The sequence below is a fragment of the Glutamicibacter sp. NPDC087344 genome (assembly GCF_044744225.1).
In the GTDB taxonomy this organism is placed as follows: Bacteria; Actinomycetota; Actinomycetes; order Actinomycetales; family Micrococcaceae; genus Glutamicibacter.
This window is the reverse complement of sequence record NZ_JBIUXY010000005.1, coordinates 303,631-317,914: the sequence shown is the minus strand read 5'-3', so window position 1 is coordinate 317,914 and position 14,284 is coordinate 303,631. Positions and strand designations below refer to the sequence as shown.

Annotated in this window: 15 protein-coding genes; 7 read left to right on the top strand and 8 right to left on the bottom strand. The window is 58.3% G+C overall.

Annotation, left to right across the window (positions count from 1 at the left end; translation table 11 throughout):
- Positions 1-2: 2 nt before the first annotated feature.
- The 3 genes from fepB to ACIOWL_RS11520 form a co-directional block, all read right to left on the bottom strand.
- Complete coding sequence (gene fepB / locus ACIOWL_RS11530) at positions 3-992, bottom strand: Fe2+-enterobactin ABC transporter substrate-binding protein (RefSeq protein ID WP_400384902.1); 990 nt, start codon at positions 990-992, stop codon at positions 3-5.
- A 226-nt stretch (positions 993-1,218) separates the two neighbouring features.
- Complete coding sequence (locus tag ACIOWL_RS11525) at positions 1,219-2,610, bottom strand: helix-turn-helix domain-containing protein (RefSeq protein WP_400384899.1); 1,392 nt, start codon at positions 2,608-2,610, stop codon at positions 1,219-1,221.
- Between the two features lie 97 nt (positions 2,611-2,707).
- A complete protein-coding gene (locus ACIOWL_RS11520; RefSeq protein WP_400384896.1) occupies positions 2,708-3,901 on the bottom strand; it encodes a siderophore-interacting protein in 1,194 nt (397 codons plus the stop codon).
- 293 nt (positions 3,902-4,194) lie between these two features.
- Here ACIOWL_RS11520 and ACIOWL_RS11515 point away from each other — a divergent pair, with 293 nt between their 5' ends.
- Entirely contained in the window at positions 4,195-4,440 is a 246-nt protein-coding gene (locus tag ACIOWL_RS11515; protein WP_400384894.1) for a hypothetical protein, read from the top strand.
- Positions 4,437-5,099 carry a Fic/DOC family protein gene (locus ACIOWL_RS11510; protein WP_400384891.1) on the top strand — a complete coding sequence of 221 codons (663 nt, stop codon included), beginning with the start codon at positions 4,437-4,439 and terminating at the stop codon, positions 5,097-5,099. Before ACIOWL_RS11515 ends, ACIOWL_RS11510 begins: the two co-directional genes overlap by 4 nt.
- Positions 5,100-5,289: 190 nt before the next feature.
- Here ACIOWL_RS11510 and ACIOWL_RS11505 read toward each other — a convergent pair whose 3' ends face one another.
- Positions 5,290-6,258, bottom strand: a complete 969-nt coding sequence (locus tag ACIOWL_RS11505) for a DUF5937 family protein (protein WP_400384888.1) — start codon at positions 6,256-6,258, stop codon at positions 5,290-5,292.
- 161 nt (positions 6,259-6,419) lie between these two features.
- On the opposite strand from ACIOWL_RS11505, the gene ACIOWL_RS11500 reads away from it, so the two are divergent.
- On the top strand, positions 6,420-7,673 hold the full coding sequence (locus tag ACIOWL_RS11500) for an MFS transporter (protein WP_400384886.1): 1,254 nt from the start codon (positions 6,420-6,422) through the stop codon (positions 7,671-7,673).
- Positions 7,674-7,745: 72 nt separating this feature from the next.
- On the opposite strand, the gene ACIOWL_RS11495 is transcribed toward ACIOWL_RS11500, so the two are convergent.
- Entirely contained in the window at positions 7,746-8,609 is an 864-nt protein-coding gene (locus ACIOWL_RS11495) for an SDR family oxidoreductase (protein ID WP_400384883.1), read from the bottom strand.
- A gap of 331 nt (positions 8,610-8,940) precedes the next feature.
- On the opposite strand from ACIOWL_RS11495, the gene ACIOWL_RS11490 reads away from it, so the two are divergent.
- Together ACIOWL_RS11490 and ACIOWL_RS11485 are read left to right on the top strand one after the other, a co-directional pair.
- Positions 8,941-9,540, top strand: a complete 600-nt coding sequence (locus tag ACIOWL_RS11490; RefSeq protein ID WP_400384881.1) for a class I SAM-dependent methyltransferase — start codon at positions 8,941-8,943, stop codon at positions 9,538-9,540.
- 197 nt (positions 9,541-9,737) lie between these two features.
- A complete protein-coding gene (locus tag ACIOWL_RS11485; RefSeq protein WP_400384878.1) occupies positions 9,738-10,085 on the top strand; it encodes a zinc ribbon domain-containing protein YjdM in 348 nt (115 codons plus the stop codon).
- Between the two features lie 282 nt (positions 10,086-10,367).
- Here the strand turns inward: ACIOWL_RS11485 and ACIOWL_RS11480 are convergent, their stop codons facing one another.
- Entirely contained in the window at positions 10,368-10,871 is a 504-nt protein-coding gene (locus tag ACIOWL_RS11480; protein ID WP_400384875.1) for a MarR family winged helix-turn-helix transcriptional regulator, read from the bottom strand.
- Positions 10,872-10,932: 61 nt separating this feature from the next.
- Here ACIOWL_RS11480 and ACIOWL_RS11475 point away from each other — a divergent pair, with 61 nt between their 5' ends.
- Both ACIOWL_RS11475 and ACIOWL_RS11470 read left to right on the top strand, forming a co-directional pair.
- Entirely contained in the window at positions 10,933-11,748 is an 816-nt protein-coding gene (locus tag ACIOWL_RS11475) for an alpha/beta hydrolase (protein WP_400384873.1), read from the top strand.
- 38 nt (positions 11,749-11,786) lie between these two features.
- Entirely contained in the window at positions 11,787-12,737 is a 951-nt protein-coding gene (locus tag ACIOWL_RS11470) for a heme A synthase (protein WP_400384870.1), read from the top strand.
- Between the two features lie 144 nt (positions 12,738-12,881).
- Here ACIOWL_RS11470 and ACIOWL_RS11465 read toward each other — a convergent pair whose 3' ends face one another.
- Both ACIOWL_RS11465 and ACIOWL_RS11460 read right to left on the bottom strand, forming a co-directional pair.
- Positions 12,882-13,535 (bottom strand): hypothetical protein, encoded by a 654-nt coding sequence (locus ACIOWL_RS11465; protein ID WP_400384867.1) that lies wholly within the window; start codon positions 13,533-13,535, stop codon positions 12,882-12,884.
- 11 nt (positions 13,536-13,546) lie between these two features.
- Positions 13,547-14,167, bottom strand: a complete 621-nt coding sequence (locus ACIOWL_RS11460; RefSeq protein ID WP_400384865.1) for a Panacea domain-containing protein — start codon at positions 14,165-14,167, stop codon at positions 13,547-13,549.
- Positions 14,168-14,284: the final 117 nt, after the last annotated feature.

The window sequence follows — 14,284 nt, the reverse complement described above, 5'->3', positions numbered from 1 at the left end:
GTTTACTTCGCCGGGTTCAATCCCGGGAAAACGGTGTCAAAATAATCCAAGATATCGTTCGAGGAGTAGTAGTCCAGGCGGAACGAATTGGCCAGCGGGAAAACGTTGCTGTTCACGACCGAAGGCAGGTTGGCCAAGGTGGTGTCGGCTTTGAAATCCGTGGCGGTTTTATCCGTGGCGGAAATCAAGAACGTCGCATCACCGGTTGCCGATTCGGAAAGGCCTTCGTAGCTGGTGAACGCGAAATCTTCGCGCTTCTGCGTGGAGGTATCAAACTCCGCTGGCGGGTCGACTACGGTAAAGCCCAGCGCCGAGATCAAGCGGGAGTGCGGCCCGGTGGTTTTGCCCACCGGCGAGTCGGCTCCCTTGTTGTAGGAAACGATCGAAGCTGTGGTTCCTTCGGGAATGGCCAGCTTCTCCTTGACCTCGGCTGCGCGCTGGTCGAAATCGGCGGCGACCTGCGTTGCGTTGGCCTCGTTGCCGGTGGCTTCGCCCAACGCCGCGCTGAGTTCTTTCCAATCCTTATTGCCGTAGTTCACCACCATGGTCGGAGCGATGTCCTTGAGCTGGTCCACATGGTCCAGTTCGGAGTCCGCACCGGAAGTGGACACGATGATCAGGTCCGGATCCTGGGCGACGATTGATTCAAGATCAAAACTGCCAACGGTGTACAGCGGTTCAACCTTGCGTTCGGTGGCCACATCAGCCCATTGGCCGAAGAAGCCATTGGAGTCGGTCTCTGGACCGACCGCGCCGGTGGTGCTGGCAATGACGGGAGCGTCGATGGCCAACAGCGAACCGGTGGTGGACACGGTGGTGGAAACAATACGTTCGGGTTTGGCCGGGATCTGCACCTCGCTGCCGTTGTCGTCGGTGATGGTGCGTGGCCACGCACCGGATTCCGTCCCGGTGGATGCGTCGGCCGCGGCTTCTTCGGCACCGCCGGAGGAGCACGCGCCAAGGGTCAAGGTGAGTGCTGCTGCAGCAGTCACGGACGCGAATTTAGTCAGGGTTGAGCGCACTGGAGGATCTCCCGGTTGATGCCTGTATTGGAAGTCAGGCGAGAAGTACTAGGTTTCAGGGATTGAGACTAGCGCAGTTAATTTAGGCTCACCTAGCATCATTCGAACCAGTTTTATGATCGAAAAGGGGGAAAAGTACCGTGATTCCGCGAGTCCCTGCCGGGGAATCGATGAGGTGATCCGTGTCGTTAAGTGATCAAAAAATGTCGGGTATGAAGGTGTTGTGGGTGCTTTGCGGACGTTGTCCGTAGAGCGTGGCGTAGGCGCGGGAGAAGTTTCCCGGCTGTGAGAATCCAAGACGCTGAGCTACGAACTTGACCCCGAATCCCGAGTTCAAGAGGGCTCTTGCATGCTGGAACCGGTGAGCCTGCCGCCAGGAGCGCAGGCCCATGCCGGTCTCTTCCGTCCAGCGGCGCTGCAATTGACGCAGGCTGAACCCATGCTTTCGCGCGATCTGATCTGCCAACGTTTTTCCTTGGATGTCCGCGGCGAATTCGGCGGCGATTCGTTGAATCGCGGGGTCGGTGGGATAACGCAAGCCAGGATAGTTGGGCAGGCGCTCGATGATCCGAAGCGTATCCAGCGGGTCGAATGGTTGCGGGCGTAAGGCAGTGATGTGTGAAACGGCCCGGTGCAGCAACACTTCGGATAGTTCTGCCGGCAGCTGCAGCGGAAGCCGGTTTGGCGCATCAATCGGCAGCGACCCGGCGGGGAAGCGCAACGGAAACAACAACGATCCCTGTTCGATCTCCAACCGCAATGCGTGCCCCGTGGGGAAAAAGAGAAGTTGCCCAGCCTGCATGGGTTGGGATTTTTCGGTTCGAGCAACATGGCTGTGAGCGGTGCTGTGTGCGATTGCACGACCTCGGACGGCCCACAAGATGACATCGTGTTTAAGCAGGTTCATCCAGCGGCTGCTCAGTGCCGGGACCGGTTGGGGAGGAAGCTGGGATGCCTGCTGTGCTGAATTTAGAGCTGCCAACCGGCGAAATTGCCGAAAGCTCAACCCCGTATCCTCGCGAAATGAGCGTTGGATGGTGCGTTCGGAAACCCCCTGGCGAGAGGCAAAATCTTGGAGGGTCAGCGTGGATTCCGGATTGGCCAACAGTGCCGCTGCCGTGCGCTTCGCGGCAGGCTGCTGGGGTAGAGGCAACGGTACGCTGCGTGGTCTTTGTGCCGGGGAATCAAGGAAGTGGGTGAGCAGATCTAAAATAAGCGTGGTGGACACCTGCCCCGTATGCAACGGCGAGAGGGTGAGCAGCATCAGATGGAACATCCATTGACGGTGGGTGTCGGGAACCTCGATTAATAACCTTTTGGATCCCAGATTCTTGCTTGCTCCCGCGGGAATAAGGATTGCCAATCCGAGCGAGTCGGCTTTGTGCTCAACCATGTGCGCCACACGGATGGGAATCCACAGCGCCTGCCCGGTATCAAGTTCTACTAATTCATCCTCGAAATGGACCCGGACGGTTCCCCTGGCCGCCCAGACCACGATGTAGTAGGACAGGTTGCATTTCCAGTGAACCTGGACGTCCTCTGGCACTGGAAAATCAACTAATTCTGGATGTTCTTGAGTATCTGTCATGGAGGCTATCGCGGTGAATCTCAACTTGCCCTGAGGGAACCTTGGAAGCGGACGTCGTGTTTTCTTCAGTCTAGCGTCAAGGTCTCGCACTCACGCGCTAACGCATTAATCGCCCTTCCCTCAGCGTCCAGTACGAGGAAATGTGGCTGGAGTGTTTGTTCAGATTCCAATAGTCGCAGATGCGGTTGATGGTCTTGATGGTGCTGCGCTCGGCATGGGCCACAACACTGAGCCCGTGGTTGGGTACGGTCACCGTTTGGAATGCATAGGCCAGCACGTCGCTTCGGCCAGCGGGTACACCATCGCGGTAAAGCCAGCGTAATTCAATCCCTTGAGGATGTTTCACGTCAAACATTGCCTGTTCGTCGGCAACCTCAAGCAGGGCGATGCCTTGAGCCTGTTCGGGTAGGGCTTCCAGGATTTTCGAAATCGCCGGAATTCCGGCTTCGTCGGCGGCGAGCACGTGATATCCGGCATCCAAGCGGACCGAGTTCTTGCTGCGCGCGGGGGAAATGACCAGCGCCGCGCCGGGCTCAACGGTTCCAGCCCAGTGTCCGACGGTTCCAGGTTCACCATGGACCACAAAATCTATGGCCAGTTCGTCGGCCACCGGATCAACCCAACGAATTGTGTACGACTTTGAACGCGGCATTTGTTCTCGTGATAACCGTTGACGCAACTGGCGGGTGTCGTAGGGAGGAACCAGCCCCAAAGCTGGATCTGCAACGTAGACCTTAACGTACTCATCCAAGGCTCCGTTGGAGCGGTACCCGTCAAGATTGGGAGCGCTGGCGATGATGCGGACCATTTGCTCGCTGAGTTTTTGAACTCGGGTCACCGTGAGAACATGCTGATCGACCTTGCGTCGGGGTGCCTCGGCATGGCTGATGGGAGGCATGTAGCGGGCCAAGGGTTCTTCGTAGGTCTCGGAGTAGGGTCGGGTTTCCTGCGATGGCTGGGCGGCAACTGGCACAGCGGGGGCAGCCGAAGATGGTGGTGGTGCATAAGTGCCTGGACGGAACGATGTGCGCAAGGTTTTGTCCAATACCTTGCGCGCCGCGGCGAGGGCCGCCGCGGCCCCGGCCCGCTCGGCGGCGGCCAGCAGTTCATCGGTTTGCTGTTCATTGAGCAATGAGCCACTGGCAATACTGCGGTAGAGATGTTCCTTCGCTGTGGAGTACCCTGCCTTGGCCCCAGCCTTCTCAGCGAGCGCGAGGACTTCCAAGGTCAGTCCTTCTTTGGCCGAGATGGTCACTTGAGGACCGTATTTGTTGTATTTATGCTTTGACATGGTGCGCCCCTTTGTGCGGCTTGGGCTACTAATCTTAGCCTGAGTATGAGTGATTCGAACCGGTCAGGCAAGGGGCGGTTTCGAGCAATGACTTTGAAGGTAACTTCGATGATTTCGGTCCAAGAGTCAAAAGCAAAAGCCACCTTCTGGTGCTGCTCGATAGTACGACGTTCGCGTCTAATGACTTGATAATGGCAACACCCTAACTTCCTATCCGAGCCAAAACGATCCATAGATCGGTTTTGGAAGGATTGGTAAAATTGTGGCGGGACCATTTTTGAGGGAGACCATCAGTGGCTGAGAAGTTTGATATTGAGGAACGCTGGCCAGAACTGTTTGCACAACTCGACGCCGACCAGCGCAATGCTGTTCGCCAGTCACTGGCTGCCGCCTGGCACGAGGGATGGGTTCCGAACCGCGAGGACGTCGAGAACCTTACCGATGAGGCCCGCGGTGCGATCGACGAGGCCGAGTACCTGCGCCGTGCCGATGCTTCGGCCGAGCGTCACCGCCACGGTGCTCACGTGATGGGCAAATGACAGACTTCGATACCTGGGAGTCGTATTTTTATCCGACACCGGATAACGCGACTTTGCGGAATCTGCTTGGTGAACGCGATCCAGCGGTTTTAGCTCAGAAAGAGCATGCCCGCGCAGCGTGGCGTCAGCGCCAACTCAACGCTGATCCCTCCCTGATTGCTCCCACGTACGACGCCGAGCACCTGCGTGCGATTCATCGGTACTTGTTCCAAGACGTCTATGAATGGGCGGGGGAGTGCCGTACCCAGAACATGTCCAAACCTGGAATGGCCGGCAGTTTTGCTGAGGTAAAAACCGGAGCGGTGGATCGCTATCTGGGTGATGCCCAGCGATTGGCCCAACAGGCTGTTTGGGAGCGGTTGGACCGTGAGCAGTTCGGCGCTGCCGCGGCTGCTGTGTTCGCTCACGTGAACCAGGCTCATCCATTCCGCGAAGGCAACGGGCGTTGCTCGAAAGTGTTCATGGAGCACGTGACGCAGCAATCGCGCTTCACCTTGGACTTTGCTCGGGTTAGTCCGCGGGTATGGAACCAGGCCTCGGCGCTCAGCGGACCGGATCTCGGCAAATACGAGGTGGTGGCCGACTCGTTGGTGCCGGTGTTCCGGCACATCGCGGTCGAACGGTCTTGGCCTGCAACCGTCCGAACCGAAGAACGCTGAGCCTCGGGAGTGAGAAGATGGCTGGGTAGGATGACAACAAACTCTGGAGCCGGGCCCGGCCTGTTCGGAGGCTTTGGGCTGCTCGGGAGGATGCGGTTTTAGTCGACTCTGCCGTAAGAAGATGAGTTGCTATCGCTCCGGGAGAAGGCTTCCACCAGTGCAGGGCGAATGACGTGCTGAGATAGGGGCTTCACTGCACTGTGTCATCCCCGATGAGGGCGGACCCGAGCGGGCTGTGGAAATACAGCATGCTGTGTCCATACCTGGTGGACGTGACCAGCCCGGCTGCTTTCAGGGCTCGGAGATGTTGATTCACCGCAGAAGTGCTCACCCCGAAGCGGATGCCTAGTTCTGTGGATGATGCCGGTGCGGCGATGGCAGCGAGCAGACTGGAGCGTGTTTTTCCCAGTAGTTGCGCGACAGCTTCCGGACTTTTATGGTTTTCCGTTTCCCACATGGCCCCTTGCCCGCGAGCTGGGTACAGAACCATCGGAGCTTCATCCAGATCAAGTGTCGCCGAAGCTCGCCTGGTAAACATGGTGGGGACAAACATCACCCCACGGCCATCGACGTTCACCGTTCGTTCGGCCTGGACACTGGCCAGCAACAGGCTCACCCTCGATCCATTGAACGCGATGGAGGGGGAGACGTCATTGAGCATTTCCGCCATTCCCGCTTGCGCGACTACTCGTCCCCGGTAGGTGATGTCGGATTCGAGGATGGTTCGCATGCGTAACCAATGAGGTGCAAAACAAGCTTCCCAATACTCGCCCAGAGCCGCGACCATCCGGCGAATGGTTGCGCGTGGTGAGCCGCTCAAGACCTTGGGCAACTGTCCGTGGACCCGTTCAAGCTGCAGCGTAAATTGGGCCGGGGACAATGCCGCCAGATCGGTGAGCTCATCGTCGATGCGGGTCAGCGGAGAAACCGGACGCGGGTTGAGAAAGTCCGGTGTCCACAGCTTGTCATTAACCAGTGCTAACAAAAAATCCAGGTCAAGATCGGCTCGTGCCCCTTGGGTTCGTGAAAGCCAAGGCAGTTGAAGTGGATAGCGGCTGGGGTCCTTGACCGATCGCAGCGATAAACCCAGTTCGCAGAGGGGTGAGATCCCAAAACGGATGAGTCCTAGATCGGCCTCACCCAGCTCGTAGTGCAACATGAAGCTATACACTACATCAATACCAACGTCGGATACCGCCGTGGGATAAAGATCCTGTGCCAAAGACCCAGAACTCAGCCCCGGAAACAGGTTCCGTACCCCGCTTGAATAGCGCCGATGACTCACGGCCACGTTTGTTTCGCCGTTTCAATGCTCATGCCATGGATCCGGTGTTACGCATTTTGGTGCTGGCCACCCTGATCAGCCGCGTTGGCCGCGGTGTTTTCCTGACCGTGACGGTCCTCTATCTCACGTTTGTTATTGGTCTGTCGGTAAGTGAAACCGCGGTGATTCTTGGAATCTCCAGCGCCGTGGGTGTTCTCACCTCATATGTGGGCGGGCATCTGGCCGACAGGATCAGTGCCAGGAGACTATTGTTTGTTTTGCTGGCCGCTGAAGGTTTTGCGTTGGCGTGCTACGCATTCGCCGCAGATTTCACCAGTGTTCTGATCATCGCCTGCACCGCCTCCGCCGTTGGAAGTGCGTCGAACGCGACCCGCATGGCGATTATTGCGCGCGCCTTCGAAGGACCTGCCCGTGTTAGCGCCCGTGCAGTGCTTAGGACGGTCACCAACATATCGATTGCGCTGGGTGCCTCCTTTGCTGGTGTTGCACTTTTGGCCGACAGCGCCCAGGCCTACCGCATCGTCATGCTGGGTGCGGCAATAGTGTACTTCCTCGGGGTGATCCCGGTGTGGAAGCTTCCGCAACGGGTTAATGCGCCCGTGAGGGTTGCCGCCACCGGCACGTCGCCATCAACTGACCACCATCCGGCTGCGGCGCCAGTGCAGGCGCCCTCACCCTTCAAAGACCGAAGGTACTTGCTTTTGACGGCGCTCTGCGCAGTTTTCGGGATGCAGTTCAGCCTCGCCGAAGTGGGAGTCCCATTATGGATCGCCCAGAATACGGCCGCGCCGACGGCACTTGTCTCGGTACTGCTCATCCTGAATACCCTGATTGTGGTCATATTCCAGATTCCGCTCGCCCGAGGTACAGGCGACGTTCAAAAATCTGGAAAGGTGATCACGCTGGCAGGGATGCTGATGGCCATTGCCGCTATCACTTACGCCCTGGCCGGCGGGGTGCCGGTAGTGCCGGCCGTGCTCTTGCTTGTGACGGCCGCAACCGCTCATGCATTTGCCGAGGTGTGGTCGCAGGCAGGTTCCTGGGGACTGTCCTTTGAACTTGTCAACGACCTGAACCCCGGAGCGTACCAAGGTGTTTTCGCTATGGGAGCCGGGTTGGGCGCCATGTGCGCCCCGTTTGTGGTGGCGTCGACAGCGTTGAAGTTCGGGTTTCTCGGCTGGGTGGCTCTAGCCCTGATCTTCCTGTGCTCGGCCTTGGCTATCGGGGTCATCGCCAAACAAGAAGTCCGGCGGATGAGTTCAGCTCTCCAGGCCGTTCCACCCGCATGAGCCGCGCTGCGCGGCAGATGCCACTGGGGCACACAGCACGCATCTGCCGTCGCGGCGGACCATGCCCCGGTACTACTTGGAGAGTGCTTCCTTGATCGTTTTGCCCAGCGAGGTTGGCGCCCGGCCGATCAGTTGCGCCAGATCACCGGAGGAAACTTCCAAGGCTCCGGTGCGGATTCGCACATCGGTATCAACCAGGATCTCGGCAAACATCGCCGGGACCCCTGATTCGGTATAGATCTCAACCAGTTTCTGCGCCTCGACGTCTTGGTAACGGACCTCTTGGCCGGCCGCAGCGCTGACCGCACCGGCCAGCTGGGTCAGGGTGAAGGGTTTATCTCCGCCCAACTCGTAGATTTTTCCGCTCTGATCATCCCCGGAGAGCAGTACCGCCGCGGCTGCTTGCGCGTAATCGGCGCGAGGGGCGGCACTGACCTTCCCGTCGCCAGCGGCGCCGAGGATCACGCCGCTGTTCAGGTAGCCCATGAGCTGGTCGGTGTAATTTTCGGTGTACCAGCCGTTGCGCAGCAGCACGTAGCTGACACCCGAATCCGCCAAAAGTTGCTCCGTGGCGATATGCTCGGCGGCCAACTTGGTCTCACCGGTCACCGCATTCGCAATCGAGGTGTAGGCAACCAGTGATACCTTGGCGTTCTTTGCCGCGTTGATAACGTTGGTGTGCTGGACAGTCCGCTGGCCGACTTCACTGCCGGAAATCAACAGGAGCTTGTCCACTGCCTCAAGCGCCGTTGCCACGCTCTGCGGGACGTTGTAGTCAGCGACGCGTGTTTCCAAACCCCTCCCGGCAAATGGGGCAAGTTTTTCTTCGGACCGTCCGATGGCAATGAGCTGCGCCGGATCGGCACCGCGCTCCAGCAATGAGTCGATAACCAGTTGTCCAAGTTGGCCGGTGGCCCCGGCAATAGCGATCTTCATGTGGTCCTCTCAGAGATTTGTCGTTATGCGTAACGCCTCGGGTGCCCGCGGAATTCCGCTAATCACATCGTTGCCGGCTGTGTTTGCGTATTGCTGGCTTATCCTCGCCACAACCTGGAGCTTCGAAAACGCGCTCGCCGAGTGCATCGGGGTTTTCAGGACCTCGGGTGGGTGCCCTGTTCGGACTCGGGTCGACAGGCAAAGCATCACCCACCGTGGACATGGACGTATTGGTGCAGTGCAGCCGCCCCCTGTGATCTACCGGTAGATCACCGGTAGATAATAGGGTGGCTACCGTGGGTGATGAATCAAAGTGCGAAAGGCTAAAACCGTGTCGCTAAAATCCGTGCCAGAAGCCTATACGGCGAAATCGCGTGAATACATCGAAGCCGTTGGGCGTATCGAACACGTGGCCGCCCCTGATTTAGAACTTGTCGAGGCGTGGGCGCGATCCCTCGAAGGTCCGGTGCTCGATGTCGGATGCGGCCCCGGTCAGTGGACGCACCACCTGGCCGGTTTAGGTGTAGATATCCAAGGATTAGATCCGGCTAAGGCATTCATCGACAGCGCACGCATCACCTATCCGAGCGAATGCTTCCGGATCGGCCAGGCCGAAGCCTTGGGTGTTGAGGACTCCTCGTTGGGTGGCATCCTCGCGTGGTATTCGCTCATCCATAGTCTTCCGGCGGAGCTTGACGCTGCGCTCGCCGAGTTCGCACGATGTGTCTGGCCTGGCGGCGGGCTGGCGTTGGGGTTCTTCACGAACTCGACGCCTGGCCTGTTCGAACACGCGGTGGCGCCAGCGTACTACTGGCCTGTTGAACTGCTCTCTGCCAAAGTTGAAGCAGCTGGCTTTATTCTCACGCACACCGAGACGCGAAGCGATCGACCTGCACGGAGTCATGGTGCAATCCTTGCAACCCGCATCTAGGCCAGGCAGAGGCCGCTGAAGGTTGTGGTTTCAGCACAAACGCCGAGGCCAACGAGACACTGAACTTCCTCGTCAGCTACTGAGCGCGGCCGGTCAGGTTTCTCGGTTTGGATAACCGAAATACGATGATCCAAGCCCGCCTGTCCGATTATCGATTCGGTCGACAATATCCAGGTGGAATCACTAAAATTGGGTATATGTCTGAATCTCTGCCACCGTGCCCGCAGTGCAATAGTGAATACACGTACCAGATGGATGCGCTGCTGGTCTGCCCCGAATGCGCCCATGAGTGGAACGCCGCCTCTGATGACGCTGAGGTCGCAGATGCGGTGATCAAGGATGCTGTCGGGAACGTTTTGCAAGACGGCGATACCGTCAGCATTACCAAAACAATGAAGGTCAAGGGTGCGCAGAGCGCGCTGAAGGCTGGGACCAAGGTGCGTAATATCCGCCTTGTGCCAGGCAGTGGCGATCATGATATTGCCGCCAAGGTGGATGGTTTTGGGCAGATGGAGTTGAAGTCTTCGATCGTTAAAAAGATTTAGTGGTGCACCGCGTCCGATGGGCGCGGTGTTTATTTTTGCCCACTGCTTCGGTGTCCGGTTACACGGCAAACGCGTCGAATCAAGTGCGCCCACAGTGGGGCCGTATCCGGCATTCCTGTCACGAAATTGAGTACCTTGGGGGTTTCGTGGCTGTGTCGTTGAGCACTGTGGGCTCTCGGGTGACCCTGCCTACCGATGCGTCGTGCCGGCGTAGGATCCTGGATGATCAGCCGCCTGAGTCCGGTAAATTGCCACTGGCGGACCGTGCCTGTCGCACGAGCGTTATGAGGGGGTGGCTTCCGTTTGCTCGTTGACCGCATCCACGGCTGTGGGTGAATCAACCGCGAAGTTCTGATACGCGCTGACAACTCGTTGCAGGTAGGTCGAGATGACGTATTGCTCCGCGTCAGAGAAGCCTTCCGTGGCCGTATTCAGGGCGGCAACCAAGGGGCCAAGCTCGGATCGCACTCGATCTTTGGCCTGATCAGTCGGGATTAATCGAAAACGGCGCCGGTCGGATTCATCACGCACCCGCTGGATGTGCCCTGCGGTAACGAGCCGGTCGACAACTTCCGTGGTCGAGGAGCGCGTGATGGCCAGCCGCGCGCCGAGTTCTCCGGGGGTCAGCGGCGCGGGGGACAGCGAGATGTACTCGATTGCCAGCGCATCCGTGGCGTTCATTCCCATACGATGCGCCAGGGCTGAGCTGGCAGCTCCAAAAGCATCTTGCAAGACCCTGAGCGAGAAGGCAGAAAGGTTTGAGCTGATTTCGGGGGCGCTAGTCATGATTCGATGGTACTCCACAATATGCTACGGTTACCGTACTACTTAATGTAGGAAGGGTATCGTGTTGTCAAAAGAAGTTTCACCGGAACCGGCCGAGAATACACCGGACCAAGCTCAAAAAACTGCGGGTAAACGCCGCCGCCGTCGCGGCTGGCTCATCGCGCTGAGCGTCGTATTGGTAGCGATCGTTGTGGCGGTTGGTGCTTTTGTCGCGTGGGCGAAGGATACGTACCCGAGCGACGCCGGCGTGGTGGCCGAGGTCCAAAGCGACTCGCGTGTGGTGTATGAGGAGCTGGACGGGATGATTCGGCTGGCTCCCGCGCACACCGAAAGCACCCAAGGGCTGGTCTTTTTGGTCGGCGCCAAGGTGGAACCTGAGGCGTATGTTGGCCGATTGGCTCAGGCAGCCGCTGCCGGGGTCACGGTTCTGATTATCGAACCACCGTTGAACCTTGCGTTGCTCGAGCTTGATTCCTTCGACTCGTTGACGGCATCGGAACCGCAGATCCAGCACTGGGCCGTGGGCGGCCATAGCATGGGCGGGGTCAAGGCTTGTTCCTACGCGGAGGACAGCAAGGTGACTAAGCTGCTGCTGTTCGCTTCCTACTGCTCAACCGACAAGCTCGCCGAACGACAGGACCTGTCGGTCCTTTCGCTTCAGGGATCCGAGGACCTGGTGATCAACCAGGAGAATCTGCACAACGCCGCAGCGAGCATGCCTGAAAACACCGACCAGGAACTGCTTCAGGGAGTCACCCACGGCCAGTTCGGCTCCTACGGCGATCAGCCCGGCGATGGGCAGGCATTGATTTCCGATGCGAAAGCCCAACAGCTGATTTCCTCCAAGGTTCTCGAATTCCTCGTGCCAGGGAAGTGATTGTGAATAACCCAAACAACCAAGCCGCCGTCCCCCGAATGAAATCGACCCTCCTGAAATGGTGGCTTCGGCTCCCGACGGCCGTTACCCCCAAACTTCGCACCGCGGCGTGGGCTTCCTTCGTATCCCAGGTGCTCATCATTGCCACCGGTGGCGCCGTGCGCCTGACCTCCTCCGGGCTGGGATGCCCGACGTGGCCACTGTGCACCCCCGACTCGCTGGTCACCACACCCGAAATGGGTTTTCACGGGATTATCGAATTCGGCAACAGGACACTGACCGGACTTGTCGGCGTGCTGGCGTTGATCGTCTTTCTGATGGTGGTCCGCTTTCGGAAGCAGCGTCCTGACCTGTGCCTGATTTCCTATACGGTGCTCCTAGGCGTTGTTGCGCAGGCGATTGTTGGCGGGATCACCGTGATCACAGGTCTGAACCCGTTTATCGTCGGGTTCCATTACCTGGCGTCAACCGCCATCGTCTGCCTCTGCGCGGCCTTCTTGGTGCGCCTGAAATATGCTGGCGCATTAGACCAGCCGGTTCCCGCACCGCGGGGATTTAAGCGGGCGCTTATTGGCCTCTCGGCCATTACCGGAGTCGTCCTGATTCTCGGGGTGCTGACCACCGGTGCCGGTCCGCACTCGGGAGATGCGATGGCCGGCCGCAACGGATTTGATGCGGTATTCCTGCAGCACGTCCATGCGTGGCCTAGCTACCTGTTGATGGCGCTGACCTTCGCCCTGATGCTCTTCGGCTACACGAAGAAGCATCCTTTGCGGGGATGGCTGCTGACGCTGCTCTGCGTGCAGGGTGTCCAGGCGCTGCTAGGAATTTACCAAGCGCGTAACGGCCTGCCCGAACTGGTGGTCGGGGTGCACATGGTGTTGGCCTCGCTGCTGGCGGCGACAACAACCGTCATCATGGTGAGAACTTTTACCGCCGCCCTGTCTGAGGACATCGATGAGCCGGCACCTCTGCAGGCAGATCGCTGACTCGGCGCTGAGCATGCCACCGGGATAAACACTGTCGTCGGTGTTGTCAAAACACGAAACAACAAAAAGCTGCGGCCTGCTTCCCCAAGGGGAAGCAGGCCGCAGCTTTTGGTCATCAGTTACCCGGGATTGGCTTTTCAGTGCTCAGAAGCCGGCTTGCATATTCCGCAGTGCTTCGGCGGCGCGTAAACGCCGAACCATGATGACAAAATGGGCAGGGTGCAACACCTTGGGATATCCAGCGCTGCAGGAAGTGATGAAATGATTATCACGAGTGACAACAATACGATCGCAAGTCGCGTCGGCCGCGTAGGCCTGACGACCTGTCACGTAGACTAATCCGTCTTCGTGGCTCAATGGAGGATTGTTCCGGGGAATGATTATTCGCCCTAGAGACTGACCGTTAGAGCGCTCGACAATACGATCGATCAGATCGCAGATGATGTCATCTGCTGTTTTGTCATCGATTCCAAATCCAGAATCCTCCGGAGGAGATTGGCTGAGGACCGGCTGGGTCAACTTAGTAAAAAACAAATTGTCGATGTGGTCGCTGGTCCAAACCTGCAACGGGACCGTAGCTGTCAGCCGTCCGGTATCTGTGAGGGCTACTGCTCGTAAGGAATCTAGGCGAGGATCTTGTGCAGGAACAGGTGCGGCACTCTGATCCACAAGATATTCGACCGCTCGGTCCCACGAAAATGGTTGCCCAATGAGAGCAAAAATGTCGAGGAAAATATTGACGTCGAAAACTACGATGACAGGTTGCTGCCTACCAGATTCCGGGGAAGCGTTGCTCATCGGTTGTGGTGTCAGTCCGTGGTCTTCTTGAGGGGACGCACTCGTATTCGGCGATCATCCACCGGTTGCATATTGGCGCTAAACGGATGGTTCCCGAAAGCCTCTGCTGGTAAGGGTGGAAGATCCTGGAGCGCGGCGGACAGGGTGCTGGGTCTGGTCTGCGTCCCTCGTGAAGGAATAAACCCTCCGGCCGCGATTTCGGCTGCACTGCGCCCGCCCAATGTCCGGTTATTGCGGTAGAAACGTTTGATTGACTCATTGGACAGTGCTTCCTGTCCTGGAGCGCCGGCGGGAAGGTTCTTCCGTGCCTCAAGCCAGGGAGATTCCACGTGGATCAGTGCCGAGAGTTCGTCGCCGGAGCGGCCTTCGTATTCGGCTAGAACCAGCTCGGCGATATGGCGGGTGATTGGTGGAATCGAAGGCATTGACTGCGGGGCGTTGCGGGTAGCAATATCCTTGCGGGCTTGATGTACGGGAATGCAGACAGGACCGTCCTTATAGGCCACAGATGAGTCTTCTGAGAAAGCCGGCCTATTCGTGAGGGCAAGATGCCAAGCCTGGATGTAGTACAGAAGCTTTTGCAGCTTCATCGAGGTAAGGCCTGGATTTCGCTGGATAACGAAATCAGCCATGTCATTGGCACGCATTGTTTTTGCCACCTCCGTTCGAGGGCCAGTTAATCAACTTTACGCTGTGCAGGGGATCTGCACGATCAGAATGTGCTTGAAGCCATCGCGCAGGCAAGCCCG